17 protein-coding genes are annotated in these 20,987 nt (G+C 66.4%); 4 read left to right on the top strand and 13 right to left on the bottom strand.

Annotation, left to right across the window (positions count from 1 at the left end):
- Positions 1-7 precede the first annotated feature (7 nt).
- Positions 8-865: an NUDIX hydrolase gene (locus RDCOP1_RS18585; protein ID WP_072703941.1), complete on the bottom strand. Its 858-nt coding sequence runs from the start codon at positions 863-865 to the stop codon at positions 8-10.
- A gap of 135 nt (positions 866-1,000) precedes the next feature.
- Between RDCOP1_RS18585 and RDCOP1_RS18580 the strand changes: the two genes are divergently transcribed.
- Genes RDCOP1_RS18580 through RDCOP1_RS18570 form a run of 3 tightly spaced genes read left to right on the top strand, consistent with a single transcriptional unit; the run spans position 1,001 to position 5,612 of the window.
- Positions 1,001-2,353: a GlnX family signal transduction membrane protein gene (locus RDCOP1_RS18580; protein ID WP_072703938.1), complete on the top strand. Its 1,353-nt coding sequence runs from the start codon at positions 1,001-1,003 to the stop codon at positions 2,351-2,353.
- Entirely contained in the window at positions 2,350-3,321 is a 972-nt protein-coding gene (locus RDCOP1_RS18575; RefSeq protein ID WP_494410401.1) for a glutamate ABC transporter substrate-binding protein, read from the top strand. Before RDCOP1_RS18580 ends, RDCOP1_RS18575 begins: the two co-directional genes overlap by 4 nt.
- Before the next feature lie 8 nt (positions 3,322-3,329).
- Complete coding sequence (locus RDCOP1_RS18570) at positions 3,330-5,612, top strand: serine/threonine-protein kinase (protein ID WP_072703935.1); 2,283 nt, start codon at positions 3,330-3,332, stop codon at positions 5,610-5,612.
- Between the two features lie 18 nt (positions 5,613-5,630).
- Here RDCOP1_RS18570 and RDCOP1_RS18565 read toward each other — a convergent pair whose 3' ends face one another.
- The 10 genes from RDCOP1_RS18565 to RDCOP1_RS18520 form a co-directional block, all read right to left on the bottom strand.
- On the bottom strand, positions 5,631-6,296 hold the full coding sequence (locus RDCOP1_RS18565; protein WP_072703932.1) for an SRPBCC family protein: 666 nt from the start codon (positions 6,294-6,296) through the stop codon (positions 5,631-5,633).
- A 27-nt stretch (positions 6,297-6,323) separates the two neighbouring features.
- The gene (locus RDCOP1_RS18560; RefSeq protein WP_072703929.1) at positions 6,324-6,818 is read right to left on the bottom strand and encodes a (2Fe-2S)-binding protein; all 495 of its coding nucleotides are present in this window, start codon (positions 6,816-6,818) and stop codon (positions 6,324-6,326) included.
- Positions 6,815-9,196, bottom strand: coding sequence for a xanthine dehydrogenase family protein molybdopterin-binding subunit (locus RDCOP1_RS18555; protein WP_072703926.1), 2,382 nt, complete (start codon positions 9,194-9,196; stop codon positions 6,815-6,817). The genes RDCOP1_RS18560 and RDCOP1_RS18555 overlap by 4 nt, the downstream gene beginning before the upstream one ends.
- The gene (locus tag RDCOP1_RS18550; RefSeq protein ID WP_072703922.1) at positions 9,193-10,044 is read right to left on the bottom strand and encodes an FAD binding domain-containing protein; all 852 of its coding nucleotides are present in this window, start codon (positions 10,042-10,044) and stop codon (positions 9,193-9,195) included. Before RDCOP1_RS18550 ends, RDCOP1_RS18555 begins: the two co-directional genes overlap by 4 nt.
- Positions 10,044-11,405 (bottom strand): MFS transporter, encoded by a 1,362-nt coding sequence (locus RDCOP1_RS18545; protein WP_231922898.1) that lies wholly within the window; start codon positions 11,403-11,405, stop codon positions 10,044-10,046. Before RDCOP1_RS18545 ends, RDCOP1_RS18550 begins: the two co-directional genes overlap by 1 nt.
- Positions 11,406-11,497: 92 nt before the next feature.
- Positions 11,498-12,757: an FAD-dependent monooxygenase gene (locus tag RDCOP1_RS18540; RefSeq protein ID WP_072703919.1), complete on the bottom strand. Its 1,260-nt coding sequence runs from the start codon at positions 12,755-12,757 to the stop codon at positions 11,498-11,500.
- A 1-nt stretch (position 12,758) separates the two neighbouring features.
- Complete coding sequence (locus tag RDCOP1_RS18535; protein WP_072703916.1) at positions 12,759-13,790, bottom strand: 2,5-dihydroxypyridine 5,6-dioxygenase NicX family protein; 1,032 nt, start codon at positions 13,788-13,790, stop codon at positions 12,759-12,761.
- A gap of 1 nt (position 13,791) precedes the next feature.
- Positions 13,792-14,667 carry a carbon-nitrogen hydrolase family protein gene (locus tag RDCOP1_RS18530; RefSeq protein WP_072703913.1) on the bottom strand — a complete coding sequence of 292 codons (876 nt, stop codon included), beginning with the start codon at positions 14,665-14,667 and terminating at the stop codon, positions 13,792-13,794.
- Positions 14,664-15,296 carry a flavin reductase family protein gene (locus tag RDCOP1_RS18525; RefSeq protein ID WP_072703910.1) on the bottom strand — a complete coding sequence of 211 codons (633 nt, stop codon included), beginning with the start codon at positions 15,294-15,296 and terminating at the stop codon, positions 14,664-14,666. The genes RDCOP1_RS18530 and RDCOP1_RS18525 overlap by 4 nt, the downstream gene beginning before the upstream one ends.
- Positions 15,297-15,446: 150 nt before the next feature.
- Positions 15,447-16,481 (bottom strand): formamidase, encoded by a 1,035-nt coding sequence (locus tag RDCOP1_RS18520; protein ID WP_072703907.1) that lies wholly within the window; start codon positions 16,479-16,481, stop codon positions 15,447-15,449.
- A gap of 132 nt (positions 16,482-16,613) precedes the next feature.
- On the opposite strand from RDCOP1_RS18520, the gene RDCOP1_RS18515 reads away from it, so the two are divergent.
- Positions 16,614-17,606: a LacI family DNA-binding transcriptional regulator gene (locus tag RDCOP1_RS18515; RefSeq protein ID WP_084722708.1), complete on the top strand. Its 993-nt coding sequence runs from the start codon at positions 16,614-16,616 to the stop codon at positions 17,604-17,606.
- Positions 17,607-17,622: 16 nt separating this feature from the next.
- On the opposite strand, the gene RDCOP1_RS18510 is transcribed toward RDCOP1_RS18515, so the two are convergent.
- Both RDCOP1_RS18510 and pta read right to left on the bottom strand, forming a co-directional pair.
- The gene (locus RDCOP1_RS18510; protein WP_072703901.1) at positions 17,623-18,831 is read right to left on the bottom strand and encodes an acetate kinase; all 1,209 of its coding nucleotides are present in this window, start codon (positions 18,829-18,831) and stop codon (positions 17,623-17,625) included.
- Positions 18,828-20,912, bottom strand: a complete 2,085-nt coding sequence (gene pta, locus RDCOP1_RS18505) for a phosphate acetyltransferase (RefSeq protein ID WP_072703898.1) — start codon at positions 20,910-20,912, stop codon at positions 18,828-18,830. Before pta ends, RDCOP1_RS18510 begins: the two co-directional genes overlap by 4 nt.
- Between the last annotated feature and the right edge of the window lie 75 nt (positions 20,913-20,987).

The following is a 20,987-nucleotide window of genomic DNA, read 5'->3' as shown; positions in this document are numbered from 1 at the left end:
ACAAGCCTTACCGGAGCCAGGCGAGCACGACCGACGGGGGCAGCGCCACCGTGTCGTCCGGAAGCCGGTCGCGCAACCCACGGTCCGCCGTCACCACGACCGTCACCGACGGATCGACGGCGGTCGCGGTACTTGCCGCGAGCCGGGCCAGTTCGTCGTCCCCGCTGCCGTCCGCCGTGTGCACGGGGATCCGGGCGTCGTCTGTCATCGCTGCGCGCGCAGCTCCTTCGAGGACCACCTCGACGCGCGGCACCCACCCGAACACGCCGTCCGGAAGCTCGACGGTGCGCGGGAGGACGGCGGCGAGATTCTCGAGCAGAGTGGTGGTCGCACCCGGCCGGTCCCGCCACCAGCCCGTCGGCCCGGTCGAGCCGAGGACGTTCGCGGTGTCGAGGAGCATTCGGACAGGCCGGGTGCGCAGGTTCGGCCAGGCTTCGGCGAAACCCGCATGCAACGGCATCTCCTCGACCTGGTCCTCGGGCACCCACCTGAGTTCGGTGCTCTCCCCGTTGAGGGTGGTGGCGAGCGGAACGGCGGCGTCCGCGACGACCGTGGTGTAGGTCCAGCCGTCGGCCGTCCCGGAGGTGATGCGCACGGCCCGGACCGCGACTGCGGCCACCTCGATACCGGTTTCCTCGTGGGCTTCACGGACCGCGGCGTCGACCGTGCTCTCGTGCGAGTCGCGGGCACCGCCGGGCAGCGCCCACGTCCCGCCCTGATGACTCCATGCGGCGCGGTGCTGGAGAAGAACCGCGGGAGTCCCGTCGGGTAGCGGCGCGCGCAGCAACAACCCGGCGGCACCGTGCCTTCCCCACCGCTTGTCACCGTCCGGCCCGACGGCCCAGCCGTCCCCGTCACCGCGCATCGTGTCCGTCTCCCTGCTCCCGGCCGTCACGGAGGTGATCCGGGCGCCGAGATCCCGTGTCCGTGGTCGGCAACATTCTGTCCCGTGCTGCTTATATGCTCCACAAACCGGCAACCTGAGAAGGAGGGTTATGCGGTGGATATTCGCCTGACCCCTACTATCCTGCCGGTCGAGAGCAATGCCAAGCGTACCGAGGATATGAAGAATCCGGTCGAGCGCGCGGCCCGGTGGCGGGGGCTGCTGCGGTCGACTCCCGTCCTGTTCGTGGTCCTCGCGGGCGTGCTCGCCGTGCTGCTCGTCGCGTCCTGTGTGGTGACGGTGCAACTGGTGGGTGCGCGCCAGGACACCCACGGCCGGTTGCTGGCGACCATCGAACCTCTCGCGAACGCCTCCCAGAACCTCTACAGCGCGCTGTCCGTCGCGGACGCCGCAGCGGTGACGGGCTTCATCTCCGGCGGCATCGAGCCCGCCGACGTCCGCGAGCGCTACCTCGCGGCGCTCTCCGAAGCCTCCGATCATCTGGTGATCGCAGCGACCGGTCTCACCGCGAACGACGCCGACAGCACCCGCAACCTCACCGAGATCGGGCGCATGTTGCCGGTGTACACCGGACTGATCGAGACGGCGCGCACGAACTCCCGCATCGGGAATCCGGTCGGCTCCGCGTATCTCGCCGAGGCGTCGTACATGATGCAATCGGTGCTGCTTCCCGCGGCGCAGGAACTCCAGACCGAAGGCGTCGCCGCAGTCGAGGCCACCCAGCGTGCGGCGGTGCGGCCGCCCTGGGTGGCGATCGGGCTGCTGCTCGTCACCGTCGCCGCACTCGTCGCGGTCCACGTCCTCGTCAGCCGTAGGACGCGCCGCACGTTCAATCCTGGACTGCTCGTCGCCATCGCTGCCGCCGGGTCGCTGCTCGCATGGTTGCTGGTCGCCGGCTTGGTGTCCTCCGACGCGACGCAGCGCGCGCTCGAACAGGGCGCCCAGCCCCTCGCCGTTCTCACGGAGAGCCGGATCCTCGCCCAGCAGTCGCGCACCGCCGAAACGCTGTTGCTCGCCCAGCGCAACACCACCAGCGCGTACGACGGAGCATACGAAGAGAGGATCACCCGCCTCGGCGATCTTCTCGAGCGGTACGGCGGGCCCGGCACGAGCGCAGCAGGGGCCGCGGCGGTGGACCGCGCCCAGGCGGCGCGCGATGCGTGGATCAACTCGCACGCTCGCACGACGGACGCTCTCGAGCGTGGCGACTACGCGGCGGCGGTCGTCCTCGTGATCGGGCCGGGACCGGACGAATCCGCGGCACAGTTCACCGCGCTCGACGATGCCCTCTCGACCGCGATCGAGGAATCCCGTACCGAACTCCGGGACAACGAGTCCCGTGCTTCGCGCACGTTGTCGGGCCTCGTGCCGGCGGCGGTGATCCTGGTGGTCGTCGCGCTCGTGGGCACGGGTTTCGGCCTGTGGCGACGGATCAAGGAGTACCAATGATGTCCCGGCGCGCATCCGTTCTCGCCGCTGCACTCTGCACCGTCGCGGCAGTGCTGTCGGCGTGTGCCACCCAGCCTCCGGCCGCAACATCCGTGGTCGAGACTCCCGGGAACGCCTTTCCGCTTCCGGAGGGTGCCGAGATCGCCGAACCGTCCGCCCCGGCACCGACGTCCGACTCCTGCGGCGACCCCAACGCGAGCCTGCGCCCGGACGGCGTCACCACCGGGCCCACCCTCGACGCGATCCGCGCCCGGGGGCGGCTGATCGTCGGACTCGACGCCGGGAGCAACCTGCTCAGTTATCGCGACCCCGCGACAGGGGAGATCACCGGATTCGACGTCGACATCGCTCGCGAAATCGCCCGTGATCTTCTGGGCAACCCCGACCTCGTCGATTTCCGGATTCTCAGTTCCGCGGAACGCGAGGAGGCGCTGCAGAGTTCGACGGTCGACATCGTCGCGAAGACGATGAGCATCACGTGCGCACGACGCGAACTGGTGGACTTCTCGACGACTTACCTGCGTGCCGACCAGCGCGTGCTGGTGGTGAGGGACTCCGGTATCCGCAACGTCTCGGACCTCGTCGGCCGACGTGTGTGCATCGTCGACGGCACCACTTCGCTGGAACGGATGCGCGAGGTGCAACACGCCGCGTCGATTCTGACGGTTCCGTCGTGGGCGGACTGCCTCGTCGTGCTGCAGCAGGGACAGGTCGACGCCGTGAGCACCGACGACACGATCCTGGCGGGTTTCGCCGCCCAGGATCCGTACCTCGAAGTCGTCGGTGAATCGCTGGGCACCGAGTCGTACGGCATCGGCATCACCCGCGGCAAAGACGATCTCGTCCGTTTCGTCAACGGCACGCTGGAGCGTATCCGCGCCGACGGCACGTGGGCCGACTTGTACGACAGGTACCTTTCGGTACTGGGGCCTGCGCCGGAGCCTCCGGCCCCCACGTACGTGGATTGAGGGAAGTGATGTCCGGTAACCGCCCGCCCGACGAAGCCGAACCCGGTTCGGCGAACGCGCCGAGCGACACGGCACCGGGCCAGGGCACGCAACGGGCCCCGCTCCCGGTCACCGGCCCGTCCGAACGATCGATCCCCTCGCAGCGGACGGGAAGCCGTCGCAACCGGGCGCGGGGAACCGGGCGCCGGCGGATCGCAGGTCTCGTCGATGTCCCGGTCGCCGCCCCGCAGGATCCGATGCAAGCCGTTCTGCGCAGTCCGCATGTCGCCGAGGGCAAGCGGTTCTGCTGGAAGTGCGGTGAACCGGTCGGGCGCAGTACGCCGTCCGGACCGGGGCCCGCCACCGGCACCTGCCCGCGGTGCGGGTCGCCCTACTCGTTCACCCCGGCGCTGCAACGCGGGGACCTCGTGGCAGGTCAGTACGAAATCCAGGGGTGTCTTGCCCACGGGGGGCTGGGCTGGATCTACCTGGCTGTCGACCGCAACGTCAGCGACCGGTGGGTGGTGCTCAAAGGTCTGCTGCATTCCGGTGACGCCGAGGCTCAGGCGGTCGCCGTTGCAGAGCAGCAGTTCCTCGCGGAGGTCAGCCACCCGAGCATCGTCAGGATCTACAACTTCGTCGAGCATCCCCTGCCCGACGGCACGCCCATGGGTTACATCGTCATGGAGTACGTCGGCGGGCACACGTTGCGAGAAGTCCTCGACACGTACCCGAAACCGCAGCGCATGCCGGTCGAGCAGGCGATCGCGTACATTCTGGAAGTTCTTCCGGCACTTCAATATCTCCACGACATCGGGCTCGTCTACAACGACCTCAAACCCGAGAACATCATGGTGACCGACGAGAATCTCGAACTGATCGACCTCGGCGCCGTCGCTGGAATCGAGGACTACGGCTACCTGTACGGCACTCCGGGATATCAGGCACCCGAAATCGTCCGGACCGGACCCACCGTGGCGAGCGACATCTACACCGTGGGCCGGACACTGGCGGTGCTCACACTGGACATGCCTTCGGAGAAGGGTCGCTATCTCGACGGGATACCCACTCCGGCGCAAGCTCCTCTGCTCGCAGAGTACGACTCCTACTATCGGCTGCTGCTGCGGGCGACGAACGGTGATCCGGCGCAGCGCTTCTCGTCGGCAGACGAGGTTGCCGGCCAGCTCACGGGAGTGCTCCGCGAAATCCTGTCGCGGCAGACCCGCACCGAACACCCCGGCTTCTCCACGATGTTCAGTCCGCAACGCACCACCTTCGGCACCGACGAGGCCGTGGCCCGCACCGACGTGCTCGCCGACGGCGTCGACCGGGTGGTGATGCTCTCCGCCCGTGACGTCACCGCCGCACTGCCCGTCCCGCTGCTCGATCCTGCCGATCCGAGTGCCGCGTTGCTCACCGCCGCCGTCCACAGCGAACCCCAGCAGACGCTCGACTCACTGCGGCACGCCCGCGACAACGGACTCGAGCGTGTCTCCGGGACCACGGACGTCGCCTTCTCGCGTGAGATCACTCTCGCCGAAGTGCGCGCAAATCTGGATCTGGGCCGGGGAGAACAGGCCATCGAGATCCTCGACCGGCTCGAGCGAGAGGCCGGCGCGGACTGGCGCATCGACTGGTACGCGGGCAATGCCGCGCTGCTGCAGGAAGATTACGAAACCGCTTTCACGCGATTCGACCGGGTGCTGCAGACTCTTCCGGGTGAGCTCGCACCCAAACTCGCGCTGGCCGCCACCGCAGAACTGACCCTCGGTCACTGGGAAAGCGACGATCCCGCAGCCTGGCGATCCTTCTGCGAGAACTCCTACCGCACCGTGTGGGGCACCGACCACAGCGTGGTCAGTGCCGCTTTCGGCCTCGCCCGCCAGCTCGCGAGTCGCGGTGAGACCGGCGACGCCGTGCAGGTCCTCGACGAGGTCCCGCACACATCGCGGCACCACAACGTCGCGAACATGACTGCGGCCCTGATCCTTCTGCGCGACGGCAAGGTCGACGAACTGACGGATGCCGACATTGTCGACGCCGCACATCGGGTGTCGTCGCTACCGGCGGACGAGGGCCGCGCCCTCCAGATGCGCGCTCTGGTTCTCGGAACCGCGCTCGAGTGGGTACGTGCCGGACACTCCCCGCGGCGGGATCACGATCGCCTGCTCGGCAGCCGATTCACCGAGAACGGTCTGCGCCGCGGTACCGAAGCCGCACTGCGTGAACTCGCCCGCAAGTGCCCGGAGCGCACCCACCGCTACACCCTGGTCGATCTCGCGAATGCCATCCGGCCTCGCAGTCTGATCTGAGGGGCCGACGCGTTCTCCCTATCGACGACCGAAGGCACGTGTGACCAGCCAGCCCTCCACCATGCCGGCGAGAAATACTGCGGTGACGAGACCGTATTTGCGTGCAGGCGCGGGGAGCAGCGCCATCGCGTCGAACTCGCCGGCTGCGAGGGGAGCAGCGGCCGCCGGAGCGGTCTGCAGACCGGCGGGAGTCCGGGGGGTGGGTGCGGTTCCCGCCGCGACGGGCGTCGCCTGCGGGCTGCCCGCCAGCATCGCACCGAGGTTGACGGCGAACTGCTGCAGCACCTTGTTCGACACGGCCACGATCGCGCCCTTACCGAAGGAGACGATCTTGCCGCTGATCACCAGGTCGGTCCGGAGAGTCAGGCGCGAACCTGCGCCTCTCGGCTCGATGGTGATCGCCACTTCCGCCTCGGCGTCGCCGTTGCCGTGCGAGTCGGCACCCTTCGCGGCCAGCCTCAGCGTTTTCGCGTCGGGATCGATTTCGAGAAAGCGGATCGTGCCGGAGTACGACGCGCTGATCGGCCCGACCTTGACTTTCACTCCTCCGAGAAAGGTCTCACCGTCCTTGCCGGTGATCGCAGCGCCCGGCACACAGGTCGCGACTCGTTCGACGTCGTCGTTGATCAACCGGAACACGTCGTCGGCGGACGCGTCGATGTCGAGCGTATTGGTCAGTAACACAGCAATTCTCCGTTTCGGGGACAGTCCTCAGGACTTCGGGCAGGCGGCGCACCGACGTTGCTCGGCGCACGAGTCGATTGCCTCCACGATGGTCTGATAACCGGTGCAGCGGCAGTAGTTCGAGGCGACGACCTCGCGGATCTCTTCCTTGGTCGCGTCCGGGTTCTCGGCGAGGTAACCCTCGGCGAGCATCAGGAATCCCGGGGTACAGAAACCGCATTGCAGACCGTGATGATCGGCGAACGCCTGCTGCATGTCGCTCAACGTGTCGTCGGTACTCAGCGACTCGACGGTGCGGATCTCCGTGTTCTCGACCTGCGCCGCGAATGTGAGGCATGCGCGGGCGGGCTTGCCGTCGATCAGAACGGTGCAGGCCCCGCACACTCCATGTTCGCAGCCCACATGCGTACCCGTCAGCCGCAGGTCGTGCCGCAGTACGTCCACGAGAGTGCGACGTGGTTCGGTGATCACCTCGTGATCGACACCGTTGACGGTCAGTTCGATCAGTTGTTTGTTGCTCATGCGATCTCCTTCCGCAGGGCGCGTTGCACGGCTACCGGCGTGATCGGCGTGTTGTCCAGTTCGACACCCGTTGCCCGCAGTCCGTCGTTGACGGCATTGAGCACTGCGGCGGGTGCGCCGATCGTGCCACCCTCACCGGCACCCTTGGCGCCGGATTCTGTGAACAGACAGGGGGTTTCGAGGTGGTGGATCCCGATCTCCGGTATCTCACAGGCCGTCGGCACCTTGTAGTCGATGAAGCTCGCGCACAACGGGTTGCCGTTGTCGTCGTAGGAGACCTGCTCGAACAGTGCTCCCGCGATGCCCTGGGCGATACCGCCACGGCACTGTCCTTCGACGACCTTCGGGTTGATGGCGACTCCGCAATCCTCCACACAGAAGTACCTGAGGATCTCGACTTTTCCGGTGCCCTCGTGCAGTTCGACCACGACACCGTGGGTCGCGTTGGAGAACGTTCCGTCGTTGAACACGTCGAAGCTCGCCGTCGCGGACAACCCGGGGTCGACCCCTTTGGGCAGCAACTGGGCACGGAGGTAGGCGACGTCCGCGATGTCCCGGTGGGTGACGAACTTCGAATGGTCGTCGATCTGCCGGACACGACCGGGTGCGAGTTCGACGTTGTCGCGGCGCGTCTCCAGCAGGTGGGCCGCGATCTCGCAGAGCTTGTCACCGAGTTTGTCGGCCGCCACCGAAACGGCGCTTCCGCCGATGGTGATGGAACGGGACGCGAACGAGCCGAATCCGTAGGCGATCCGGTCCGTATCGCCCTGGACGATCTTGACCTGTTCCACTCCGAGCCGCAGTCGGTCCGCGACGATCTGCGCCATGGTCGTCTCGTGGCTCTGCCCGTGGTTCATGGTGCCGGTGGTCGCCGAGACGGTCCCCGACACATCCATCCGCACCTCGGAGATGTCGAACCCGGGTACCACCTTCATCTTTCGCGCCGCGAACGCGGTGCTTCCGTACCCGGTACGTTCGCTGAAGCACGAGTAGCCGATCCCGATGTGCCGGCCCTCCGCCTCGGCGCGTTCCTTGAACGCGTACCAGCCCTCGTCACGCAGAACCCGCTCACATTCGTCGAGCGCCTCGAGGTACGAGCCTGGGTCGTATGTGACGTTGTTGATCCCCGTGTACGGGAACGCAGTGATGACGTTGCGCCGTCTGATCTCCACCGGGTCGAGGCCCAACTCGCGAGCGGCTCTCTCGAACAACCGCTCCATGACCATCACGTACTGGGGCCGGCTCACTCCGCGGTACGGGGCGGTGGGGGTCTTGTTGCTGAAGACCGAACGTCCGCGGACGCGGTAGGCCGGCACCTTGTACACACCGGGCATTTCCGCCGAGGCCATGAGCGGTTCGATGCCGGCGGTGAACGGATAGCAGGAGTACGCACCCATATCGCAGATCACGTCGGCGTCGAGCCCGAGAATGTGGCCGTCGGCGTCGAACGCGGCCCGCACGTCGTACTGCTGTTCACGCGCCAGGAACGACGCAGTCAGCGCGTCCTTGCGGTCCTCGATCCATTTCACCGGTCGCCGCAGTTTCAATGCGGCGGCAGCGACTGCGATCTCCTCGCGCCCGACCACACATTTCTGCCCGAATCCGCCACCCATGTCGGGGACGATCACCCGGACCTGACGCTCGTCGAGTCCGAGGCAGTGGGCAGTCACGGTACGTACCTGGTGGGGAATCTGCGTGCAGATATGGATGATCAACTGCTCGTCGCGGTCGTCCCAGTATGCGATGCATCCCCGGGTCTCGAGTGGAAGCGCGTTCTGCCGGCCGGTGCGCGACTGCACCGATACGACCGTGTGGGCCGAGGCGAAAATTTCGTCGATCCCCTCGGTCGCGAACATCTGTACGTCCACCACCGTGTTGTTCGCCGCCTCGTCGTGCACCAGCGGCACGCCCGGTGTGAGGGCCTGATCCGCAGAGGTCACCGCGGCAACGGTTTCGTAAGCCACACGGGCGGCTTCGAGTCCGTCCTCGACGGTGTAGGCATCGTCGGCGACGACGAGAGCCAGCGGTTCACCGACGTACCGGACCCGATCACTGCTCAGAATCGGCATGTCCGTCGGAACGAACTCCTCGAGCGGTCTGCTCAGCTCGGCCCGGATCGGTTTCAGTGCGAGATCGGAGGCGGTGAACACCGCACGCACACCGTCGACGCCGAGGACATCCGACACGTCGAGCGCGGTCACCGAACCCGCAGCCACCGTGCTGCGGACGAACTGGGCGTGCAGCAGGCCGGGCATGGAGATGTCGTCCACGAACCGGCCGCGGCCGGTGAGCAACCGCGGGTCTTCCCGACGTGCAACGGATCTGCCTACGAACTTGCCCGGGGTGCCCTCCCCATGGCTGGGTGCAACGGTCGTCATGACGAAACTCCTTGGGAGACCAGTGCGTCTTTGCACGCTCGGGCCACCAGCGTGCGGACGAGGGTGCGGCGATAATCGGCGGTGTACGCGCCGTCGTCCTCGAGTTCGAGCGCGTCGGCGGCGGCCTCGGCGCAATCGTCGAACGTGCCGCCGGCGGCGAGTACCTGTTCGGCCTCGGGTGATCGCACCGGCGTGGCCCCGACACCACCCAGTGCGACCCTTCCGCCCACCACCTCGTCACCGCGGAGGTCCAGCGAAACGGCTGCTGCGACGATCGCGAAGTCGCCCTGCCGTTCCGCGAACTCCGTTATCGCGGCGTGAGGAGCCGGGTGCGGGAAGACGACCTCGACGATCATCTCGTCGAATGCCAATTCGGTGGAATAGAAACCGAAGAAAAACGAGCCCGCATCGATCGACCTCCGTCCGCGCACGCTCTCGACGACGATCACTGCGTCGAGAAGTACTGCGAGAAGGCACCATTCCGCCGTCGCGTCGGCGTGCGCGATACTCCCGCCCACCGTGCCCCGCGTCCGGATCGGGTAGTGACCGACCCACCGCATCGCTTCGCTGAGCACAGCGAAGTCTGCATCGAGGCCCCGCGACTCCACTTCGAGATGCGTGGTGAGCGCTCCGATGTGGAGCCCCTCGTCGTCCCTGCGAACGTAACGCAGCGCGTCGAGTGCACCGACGTCGACGAGGTGGGCCGGGCGGGCGAGACGAAAGTTCATCATGGCGACCAGTGACTGACCGCCCGCGATGATCTTCGCGTCCTCACCCAGGTCGGAAAGCAACCGGAGTGCGCCCTGTACGTCGCGTGCGCGGTGATAGTCGAATCGTGCGGGCTTCATCAGACCCGGACCTCTCCACCGACGGTGTCGGGGGTTCCGCCGCCGGCAGCGGAATCGTCTACGAGCGTGTCGAGTTCACGGTTCTTGGTCTCGGGTGCGAAGTACGACATCCAGAGCACAGCGAACACGACGAATGCGGTGACGATGCCGAAGGTGAGAGGCAAGCCGAGGATCGGCCACATCACCGAACCGAACAGCAACGGTGCGAAACCTGTCGCGATACGGCTGACGGACGAGGCGTAACCGAAGCCGGATGCGCGGATCGTCGTCGGGTACAGCTCGGAGACGTAGCAGTACAGCACCGGAATCGTGAGCTGGATGACGAAGCCGAAGATGCCGAGCCAGATCAGGGCGACGGACTGCACGTCCAGCATCATGGCGAACAGCACCAGCGCGACACCGGCGACAGGCCCGGACAACCCGATGACCCATTTACGTCCGAACACCTCGACCAGCAGCGCAGAGGTGAGCACGCCGACGATTCCGACGCCGGTCATCAGGGTGGTGCCGGCGAAGGCCGCGAATTCCCCGTAACCCTCGGCCCGCAGGATCGAGGGCATCCAGCTGAGCGCGGCGTAGTAGAGCAGCATGATCGAGACGAACAGCATCCACGCGGTGGCCGTGATGCCGGGACTGTAGGTCCAGACGGACTTGAGCTGCGTCCAGCCGGCCCTCAGACCGCCGGGACCGCGCGACTCGGTTTCCGGGACGATGACGTACTCGACCACAGGTGCCCCGGTGCGCTCGACCATGTCGTCGATGACCGCACGAGCCTCTGCCTCTCGGCCGACCTTGGCGAGATATATCGGCGACTCCGGAATGCCTCGTCGTACCCAGAAGAGCAGCAGTGCGGGCAGAACCATGAACAGCAGCATGTAGCGCCAGCGAACGTCGCCGTCGATCGGCACGAGAAGCGTGGCGACCACGCCGCACACGGTGGCACCGATCGGCCACCAGACATCCATCGCGGAGAGGACCTTGCCGCGGATCTTGCGTGGCGAGAACTCGCTCACCAGAGCGTAATCGACGGGGATACACCCGCCGAGGCCGAAGCCCGCGAGGAAGCGGAGCAGGATGAAGACCTCGAAGTTCGGCGAGAAAGCGCCGAGCACCGAGAACAGCGCGAAGATCAGCAGTGTCAGGGAGAAGGCGCGCTTGCGGCCCATCCTGTCGGCGAGGGTGCCCCACACCACGGCACCGACCGCCATGCCCACGAGGTTTCCGGTGGCGACCAGGCCCCGCTCGGCGGTGGTCAGATCCCAGTAGGTGCCGAGCAGCGGCGTCAAGAACCCGTTGAGCGCGACGTCCCAGGCATCGAACATGTAACCGAGGCCGCCGATGATGAAGATCTTTCCTTGCACCCCCCACTTCCAGGGGAGCTCCTGTACTACTTGGTCACCAGTTTTCATCGCAACCCTCCGGCGCGGATATGTGAGCGCTGCATCCGATTTCGCTATCGGACGAACGCGTAGTGGAATTTCTCGTCGTCGCTGTCGTCGAGCGGGGTGCCGCGCCAGAGCCAGTCGTACGAGATATCGGATTCCCCAGAGAACGACGCCAGTGTCGCATCCCGCAGCTGTTGCTCGGGTCCGTCGGGTAGGTGATAGAAAGTCTTGTTCTGCAGGCTTGCATCCTGCACCATGCGAGCGTGCCGCGCACGACGGGATACGTAGCGCGCCAACGCTTCGTCGATTCCGGCGACGGTTACCCGGCCGAGTTCTTCCGCGAGGACTGCGGCGTCCTCCATGGCTTGCGAGGCGCCCTGGGCCTGGTAGGGCAGCATGGCATGGCACGCGTCGCCGAGCAGGGCGACCCGGCCTTCGACCCATCTCGGATCGGGCCTGCGGTAGTACAGGGCCTGGCACAGCACGTTCTCGTCGGCCTTGGCCATCATGGCGAGCGCGCGGTCGTCCCAGCCGGGGAAGGCTGCCATCAGCTCTTCGGGCCCCACCAGCCTGGGTCCTCCGTCGCGCACCTCGTCGGTGCACGGGACGAGCGCGACGATATTGAGGCACTCCCCGTCCCGGATCATGTAGTGGACGAGGTGGCGATCGGGGCCGTACCAGATCGTGCTCTGGTAGCGGTCCACGAGCCAGCGAGTCGCGGGGTCCTTGACGATGCGGTCTCCGGGAACCAGCGCGCGGAACGCCATTTCGCCCGAGAAGACCAGCGTGTCCGGAAGGCCGATGACGTCGCGCACGGTCGACCGGATGCCGTCTGCCCCGATGACCACGTCGGCCTCGTACCGCCCGCCGTTCGACGTGACCGCCACCGGGCGTGAGGGATTCGTGCGGTCGACGTCGACCACCTGGGCGTCGGTCACGAACTCCACGATGGGCCCGGGGCCCTCGGGGTCGAGGCACTTGACGTGGATCGCCGAATGCAGATCCGCGCGATGGTAGTGCCAGTACGGCGCGTTGAATTTCTCCTTGCAGTACTCACCGAGCGAGGTGAGCGCGACGACCTTGCCGTTCTCCCATCGGCGTCGCACCTGATCCATGGGCTCGGTCTTGATCGCCTCGAGTTGGCGCCGCATTCCGAGACCGATCAGAATCCGGCTCGCATTCGGCGCGGTCTGGATGCCCGCGCCGACTTCGCCCAGTTCGGCCGCCGCCTCCAGGACGGTGACCTGCAGGCCGCGATGACGTAGTGCGAGTGCCGCCGTGAGTCCGCCGAGCCCTCCGCCCGCGATCACTACTTGGATGGGTGCCATGTCAGTTCTCCACCAATCGGCCTTCGGTGACGACATCGATGCCGTCGATGGACACGGTGCACGAGCGCATTCCGATGTCGAGATGCGCGTAGGAGTCACGCCCGAGAACGGGGTGGGGTCCGGTCGACCAGAGGAAGCTTCCGGCAAACGCCCGGGCATCCATGCCCATGATGTCGTCCTTGCCGTACATCGCTGCGGCGAACCAGTCGCCCGACTTCATCAGGCCCCAGCCCATGTGCGAGAGGTACCGGGCCCACTTGTCGTTCGAATCGGCGAAGAACATGTTCAGCAATGCTGCTTCGGCTCCGCCGGTGACCTCGTCGATGTGGCCGTTCGTCACGGTCAGGGTCGTGGGCTCACGGACGTATTCCTTGAAGGGCAACAGGATGTCGCCCTCGGACAGGACGATTCGGCCGTTGGAGATTTCGGGCCAGCACAACACCATGGTGCTGGGCCAGTGGTCCCATCGTCCCTTGTCGTCCGCGAAGCCGACCTGGAACTCGGGCTGCGAATTGCGCAGTTCCACTGTGAGATCGGTGCCGGCATCGTTGGTGATGCGCATGATCGATCCCTGCCGGACCAGATCGACGCCCGCTTGTACGCGCTCCTTGTCGCCTTCCTGGGGCATATTGCGGATCAGCACGTCCGGTGCGTCGCAGACGAAGATGATACGGGTGCCGGAGGCAAGGATCTCCTGCTGGATGGGTGCGTGGATGAAGCCCTCGCTGGTGAGGTCGACGACGAGATCGGCTGCCTTGAGCAGGTTCTGCGTCGCCACACTGTTCATCACGGAGACCAGTCCGGGGCCGGCACCGGTGTGGGTGCTGGGCATCGGCGCTGCGCTACCTCCCGGGACGGTCGCCGACAGCACCTGAGCGCCGAGACTCTGGGCAGCACCGAACGCAGCGGCAACGTAGTCGCCGCGACTGGCCGGTTCCGCCAGGATCACCACTTGTTCCCCGGGCTGGACCTTGCACAGTTCGAGCTGGCGCGTGAACGCGCGCAGCAGATCGGCTGATCTCAGGTCGAACATCTCAGTTCCTCTCCAGTGTCTTCTCGGTGGTGCTCGTGTGCTCGGCTATTCCGCCGAGACGTAGCAGGTCCTTCAGGTACGGGACTTCCCGGCGGGCTTCGGAAATCGAATTACGGGCGACGACTGCCGCAACGGCACCGACGCTCTCGTCCAGCTCGGCGACGGTGCGGCCGCGTGGGTCGACGATGACGCTGTGTCCGGCGAACCGCGGGCCACCGCCCGTGCGGCCGGTGAGGCCGGCCGCGGCGACGACGACGCCGTTCTCCAGCGCTCGCGAACGCGTCAGCAGCTTCCACACGTGGAGTCGCGGATGACCGAATGCCGAGGGAATCGCGATGATGTCGGCTCCCCGTCGTGCCAGGTCCCGCACGGTTTCCGGGAATCCCGCCTCGTAGCAGATGACCACGCCGATGGTTCCGAACGGCGTGGGCACGAGGAGACCGCTCTGCCCGCCGGGGGCGAACACGGAATTCTCCTGTCCCCACAGGAATCGCTTGTGCCCGAGTGCGAGTAGTCCATCCGGACCGACCACCAGGGAACTGTCCGTGACCGTTCCCTCGGGGGTGCGGTGCGGAAGTGCGGTGACGAGGACGGTGCCTGTCTCGGTGGCCAGGCCGGCCAGTGCGTCGGAGGTTCTGCCGGGCACCGTTTCCGCGACGGACGGGATGTCACCCTCGAGGTCGTATCCGCTGGCGAAGAACTCGGGCAGAACGATGATGTCCGAGCCCTCGGCTGCGAGCCGGCGAACAGTCGCTGCGACATCGTCGATGTTGCGCTGCCACTGTCCGGGGCGCGACTCCGTCTGCACCACTGCGATATTGATGGCGTGCACGCCGGAGGGTGCTTCGCGCGCGTCCAGTTCGCCCGCGGCGGTCACTGCGCGACCCTGTTCATGTCGGTCGTGTAGAACGGGCCGGCGAGGCGACCGAGAAACTGGTGTTCGAGGATGTCGACGTGCAGGTTCTCCGACAGGACACCCGGCCGGGACGTGACAGTCGTGACCGTGCCGAGTACGAGGGTGTCGGTGCCGAGTTCCACTTCCTGGAGCAGTTCGCACTCCAGTGAGATGAGCGATTCCAGCACCGACGGCGCCGACACGGAGTGCGACGCGATCGGTGTCGCGCCGGACAGGGCGAACTCGTCGACGTCCGGCTCGACGGTGGCGAACGATGCGGTGACGGCATCGGCAGCGTCGGCGGAAGGAATGTTCACGACGAAATTGCCGGTCTCGCGAATGTTGACCAGCGTGTCCTTCGGCTCGCCCGGTGCCCCGATGCGTTCGCCGATGGAGATCATCAACGTGGCGGGGCTCCGGGAGGCGACGGTGAAGAAGCTGAACGGTGCGAGATTCCGGACCCCCGCGGCAGAGACGGTCGAGACCCACGCGATCGGCCGGGGTTGAACCGCACACGACAGCAACTTGTACACGTCGCCTTCGGTCATGGCACCGACGTCGTAGCGGGTCCGGTCCGCGACCGATACGCGGTCACCGCTCTGGGAAGTCATACGGGAAGCCTCTCCTCCGAGATGCGCAAATGGTTGTGCAACCGATTGCGTAAGGAGAAGATAGATGCAGCTCGGACTAATTGTCGAGCTTTCGTCGCGTATCCCGAAAGCTTTCACATTGCCGTTACATGCGTGTCACAATCCGCCTCGTTACCGGGCTTCGAGCCCGCCCCGGGCGGTGTCCACGCTGGATCCCGCCTCGCGAGGCGGCCCGTAACCTTCGCCGGTCCCGTCGACGATCTGCACCTCGTCCTCCCACGGCACCCGGTAACGGCCGGACACGAGGTCGCTCATGTAGGTGTAGGGACAATCCGTCGCTCCACCTGCGAGAGCGGTGTATCCGCGGTGGCCGAGCTGGTAGATGTTGTTCTCCACGCCCCACTCGCGCCGGGCGGCATCAGCCCGCGCGGGCTCGATCGTCGCGGTCACGACACGGTCGGGGGTGGAATCTCCGCGCTCGACGATGGTTCCCTCGAAGTCGCAGACCATCGCTTCGCCCATCGAGGGTATGCCGTTACCGTCGTGTCCCGCCAGACACACCGACGCGGTATACGCGAGGTTCTGGAACGCATTGGCCTCGTTGGTGATCCGCCAGGACTGCTTCAGAGGGAACTTGTATCCCGCGGTCCGCAACAAGACATTGGCGCCCCGGTAACACGCCTCGCGCGCGACCTCGGGAAACATTCCGTCGTGACAGATCAGCATCGACAGCACCGAACCCTTCGGTCCCCGGCATACCGGCACCCCGATGTCGCCGGGCTCCCACGGCTCCTTCGGGGTCCACGGATGAAGTTTGCGCACATAGAGTGCGATCTCGCCGGCGCTGTCGACGATGATCCCCGAATTGAACGGCGCCCCCTTCGGATTGCGCTCCATCACACTGAAGCACCCCCACACGCCGGCTTCCCGGCAGGCGAGACGCAGCCGCTCGACCTGCGGACCGTCCAGGTCGCACATGAGTTCGTCCCGCGCCCATCCGGACTTCCGGAGTCCGTGCAGCGAGTACTCGGGAAACACGACGAGGTCGAGAGCGGAGAACCCCTCCTTCGCGGCACGCAACGCCGCGACTACCCGGTCGGTGGCCGCGTCGACGTCCGCTGTTGTTTCGACCAGCGGAACCTGCTGCTGCACGAGGCCCAAAGTCAGGGACGATGGGGACGGATTGAGGCCTCCGAGACCGGTCACTTGTGCTCCTTTGCCGTAGCAATGTGTTGCGCAATCGATTGCACACGGTGCTAGCTTAGGGGCCGAGCAAGATCACGGCAGCACTGGCGATCGGCGGAGGGAACGACCCTGGTGAAAAGGACGTCGGCAAACGTGACGTTGAAAACGGTCGCCGAAGCTGCGGGCGTACATATTTCGACCGTGTCACGTGCGTTGCGACGCGTGGCGGCAGACCCCGGGTCCGCCGCAGAGAGCGACCTTCGGTTGTCCCGGCTCGCACAGGAACTGGGATACGTCCCGAACCCCAATGCCGCAAGCCTGACGACGAAGAAGTCGACCGCGTTCGGTGTCCTCGTCCCCCACCTCACCGACATCGTCCTCTCCGCGATGTACGACGCGATCGAGGACACCGCCAACCGGGCGGGGTACGAAACCTTCGTTGCGAACACCCACGACGACGCCGCTCGGCAACGCCGGCGGATCGATCTTCTCCTCGGACGCAACGTCGACGGCCTCATCTTCGGCGATGCCCGGCTCGACAGCGCCAACCTCGACGAACTCGCCCGGCGCGGAGTGGCGTTCGTACTCGTCAGCCGCCGCTACCCCGGAGCACTGTCGGCGACCTGCGACGACCGGCTCGGCGGGCGGCTCGTCGGAGAGCACCTCGCCCGGCTCGGGCACACACGGGTAGGGATCATCTCGGGGCCGCGGTGGGCCAGCACAGGCATCGACCGGCTCGAAGGTTGCATCGCGGCGCTCGACGAAGCCGGCATCGACGTGCCCGCCCCGTACGTACGCGAAGAGGGATTCGATCCCGCCGCCGGCAGACGCGGGGCCGAAGCGTTGCTGTCGCTGCCCGAGCCGCCGACCGCGATCTTCGCGGCCAACGACTTCAGCGCGATCGGCGTGCTCGGAGTCCTTCGCGAACGCTCGCTGCAACCCGGGCGGGACATAGCGGTCGTGGGCTACAACGACATTTCCATCTGCAGCGAACTGACGGTTCCGCTCACGACGGTACACAGCCCGCACCGGGAGATCGGCGTGCACGCGGCCGAGATGCTGCTGGCGGTCACGCACGGACTACCGGCGTCGTCGGTCGCACTGACGCCGCGGCTCGTCGTGCGGCAGTCCACGGTGCCCGCGTAGCGTCCCGTACCGGACGCTACGCGAATTTCGCTGCGGCCCGGGCGATTGCGAGCTCCTCGTTCGTCGGGATCACGAGAACCTCGACGTCCGAATCGTCCGCAGAGATCCGGCGCTCCCCCTTACCCGGGGCTGCGTTGCGTTCGGGGTCGACAACGATGCCGAGCCGTTCCAAGCCTGCCAGCGCGTCACGCCGGACGTCGACGTTGTTCTCTCCGACTCCTGCAGTGAAGACGATCTGATCCACTCCGCCCAACTCGAAGACGTACGCGCCGATGTACTTCCGCAACCGGTGCACATAGACGTCGTATGCGATCTTCGCGTCTTCGTCGCCTTCCTCGATGAGGCTCAGCAGGGCGCGGAAGTCGTTGACGCCCGAGAGGCCCCGGAGACCGGACCTCCTGTTGAGCAGGTCGTCGATCGCGTCGACCTTCATTCCCGCGACGCGATTGAGGTGCATGACCACGCCGGGGTCGATGTCGCCGGTCCGCGTGCCCATGACCAGGCCCTCGAGGGGTGTAAGTCCCATCGACGTGTCGATGGGACGGCCACCCTCGATGGCCGACGCGGATGCGCCGTTGCCGAGGTGCAGCACGACCTGGTTCAGATCGGCCTGGTCGCGGCCGGCGAACGCCGCGGCGCGCTGTGAGACGAATTCGTGCGACGTTCCGTGGAAGCCGTACCGCCGGATGTCGTGCTCGCGCGCGATGGTGCGTTCGAGTGCGTATGTTGCGGCCGCAGGCGGCAGCGAATAGAAGAACGCGGTATCGAAGACCGCGACGTGCGGGATGTCGGGCAGTTCCTCGCGCGCGACCTCCATCCCGATGGCGTTCGCCGGATTATGCAGGGGCGCAAGGATGGACAACTCGGCGACGGTCTTCACCACGTCGTCGTCGACGAGAGTCGGTTCATGGAACACGGTGCCGCCGTGAACAACCCGGTGCCCGACGGCTGCGACACCGGCTTCCTGCAGTGGCCGGCCCAGCGTCTCGAGCATGTCCAGCACCGCGCGCAAACCGGCCCGGTGGTCGGGGATCTCGCCCACCCGTTCCTCGGTTCCGGTGGTGTGATGGAAGATGATCCGCCCCTCCGGCTCACCGATCCGCTCGATGAGTCCGTGCGCTACAGCTTCCCCGGTTTCGGGGTGTATGAGCTGGAACTTGATCGACGACGAACCCGAATTGAGTACCAACACGGCCCCCGCGGTCGACGAGGTGGATGTGCTCACGATTCTTCTCCCTGCGCCTGAATTGCCGTGATCGCGATGGTGTTGACGATGTCCTGGACCAACGCCCCGCGCGATAGATCGTTGACCGGCTTCTTCAGCCCTTGCAGCACCGGCCCGATCGCGACGGCGCCGGCACTGCGTTGCACTGCCTTGTACGTGTTGTTGCCCGTGTTGAGGTCGGGGAAGATGAACACCGTGGCGCGCCCGGCTACCTCCGACTCGGGAAGCTTGGCGCTCGCCACCGTCGGTTCGATCGCCGCGTCGTACTGGATCGGTCCTTCCACCGCGAGATCTGGACGACGTTCCCGGACGAGTGCCGTGGCTTCACGTACCTTGTCGACGCCCGCACCCGAACCGGATTCCCCGGTCGAATACGACAGCATCGCGATGCGCGGTTCGATCCCGAACTTCGCGGCGGTCGCGGAAGACGAGATGGCGATGTCTGCGAGTTGATCGGCGGTGGGTGCGGGCACGACCGCGCAGTCTCCGTACGCGAGCACCCGATCGGACAGGCACATCAGGAAGATGCTCGACACCGTCGACACTCCGGGCTCGGTCTTGATGATCTCGAAGGAGGGACGGATGGTGTGTGCCGTGGTGTGCGCAGCACCCGACACCATTCCGTCGGCGAGCCCGAGATGAACCATCATCGTGCCGAAATACGATACGTCGCGCATGATCTCGGTCGCGCGGTCGAGCGTCATGCCTTTGTGTTCGCGGAGCCGCTGATATTCCGCGGCGAACCGATCACCGAGTTCGGACGTCCGAGGGTCGATGATCTGGGCGCGGGAGATATCGACACCCAGCTGCGACGCGCGTTGCCGGATCGCGGCCTCGTCGCCGAGAATCGTCAGGTCCGCGATGTGCCGTTGCAGTACCCGCCCCGCGGCCCGCAGGACGCGGTCGTCCTCCCCTTCCGGCAGCACGATGTGCCGCGGCGAACTGCGAGCCCGGTCGATGAGCTGGTACTCGAACATCTGCGGGGTGGTCACCGACAGGCGGGGCAGCCGCAACCGCTCGAGCAGCGCGGCGGTGTCGACGTGCTGTTCCACGATGGCGAGTGCGGTATCGATCTTCCGATGCGCGCCGAGTGCCATGCGTCCGCGTGTGCGGTCCGCGGCCGAGGCGGTGTCGAACGTGCCGAGATCGGTGGTGAGGATCGGCAGGTTCGATCCGAGACCGGACAGGAGCTGGGCGATGGCCGGGTGCGGAAGCAGCCCACCGTTCATGATGATGCCCGACAGTGTCGGAAAGCCTTCTGCCGCATTGGCATTGAGGAGTATCAGGATGACGTCCGACCGGTCCGCCGGGACGATGACGACGACACCCTCGGTGATGCGTTCGAGAATGCGTTCGGCGGTCATGCCGCCGACCATGATGCGCAGTGCTTCTCGCTGCAGCAGGTCGGGATCTCCGCTGTAGAGCTTGCCACCGATCGCGGCCTGCAGTTCGGCGACGGTCGGGGCGTTGAGAACCGGCACTTCCGGCAGGGTCCACACCGGTTCCTTCCGGCCGGACAGTGCGGCAGCGACCTCCTCGAGTGACTCCGGGGGACACCGGTTCACGACGACGGCGCTCAGGTGCGCGTGGTGGGACGCCAGTTCGCTGGCGCACAGGTCGGCGAGGTGGGCGATCTCCTCGGGAGTGCGGCGCGCACCACGCAGCACCAGGAGCACGGGCGCGTCGAGGTTGGCGGCGATACGCGCGTTGTAGGCGAGCTCGCTCGGGTTGGCGATTTCGGTGAAGTCGCTGCCGACGACCACCACGGCATCGCACCGGTCGGCGACGGCGTGGTACTTCGTCACGATGTCGCTGAGCGCTGCCTCGGGATCGGCGTGTACCTCGTCGTACGTCACGCCGACGCAGTCGTCGTAACCGAGATCGGCGGTGGTGCGTTCGAGCAGCAGTTCCAGGATGTGGTCGGTGTCGCTGTCGGATCGGGCGATCGGGCGGAAGACGCCGACGCGGGCGGTGGAAGCGCACAACGTCTGAAGCAACCCCAGGGCCACCGTCGACTTCCCGGTGTCACCTTCCGGAGCTGCGATGTAGATGCTCGACACGGGATCTGCAGCAGCACTCATGGGTGCCAGCCTAGTGCGGGGTGCCCCGACTGGAAGGACACCCCGCGTCGATCACGGAGAGATCTCTCAGGCCAA

Origin of the sequence: Rhodococcus coprophilus NBRC 100603 (assembly GCF_001895045.1) — a bacterium.
Lineage (GTDB): Bacteria > Actinomycetota > Actinomycetes > Mycobacteriales > Mycobacteriaceae > Rhodococcus > Rhodococcus coprophilus.
Note: the sequence above shows the minus strand (reverse complement) of the source record. Positions and strands in the feature narration are given on the sequence as shown.

Bases quoted from the DNA above. Each gene is read 5' to 3' on its own strand.
- RDCOP1_RS18585 (WP_072703941.1), bottom strand. From the start codon at position 865: ATGCGCGGTGACGGGGACGGCTGGGCCGTCGGGCCGGACGGTGACAAG.
- RDCOP1_RS18575 (WP_494410401.1), top strand. From the start codon at position 2,350: ATGATGTCCCGGCGCGCATCCGTTCTCGCCGCTGCACTCTGCACCGTC.
- RDCOP1_RS18570 (WP_072703935.1), top strand. From the start codon at position 3,330: ATGTCCGGTAACCGCCCGCCCGACGAAGCCGAACCCGGTTCGGCGAAC.
- RDCOP1_RS18560 (WP_072703929.1), bottom strand. From the start codon at position 6,818: ATGAGCAACAAACAACTGATCGAACTGACCGTCAACGGTGTCGATCAC.
- RDCOP1_RS18555 (WP_072703926.1), bottom strand. From the start codon at position 9,196: ATGACGACCGTTGCACCCAGCCATGGGGAGGGCACCCCGGGCAAGTTC.
- RDCOP1_RS18550 (WP_072703922.1), bottom strand. From the start codon at position 10,044: ATGAAGCCCGCACGATTCGACTATCACCGCGCACGCGACGTACAGGGC.
- RDCOP1_RS18540 (WP_072703919.1), bottom strand. From the start codon at position 12,757: ATGGCACCCATCCAAGTAGTGATCGCGGGCGGAGGGCTCGGCGGACTC.
- RDCOP1_RS18535 (WP_072703916.1), bottom strand. From the start codon at position 13,790: ATGTTCGACCTGAGATCAGCCGATCTGCTGCGCGCGTTCACGCGCCAG.
- RDCOP1_RS18525 (WP_072703910.1), bottom strand. From the start codon at position 15,296: ATGACTTCCCAGAGCGGTGACCGCGTATCGGTCGCGGACCGGACCCGC.
- pta (WP_072703898.1), bottom strand. From the start codon at position 20,912: ATGAGTGCTGCTGCAGATCCCGTGTCGAGCATCTACATCGCAGCTCCG.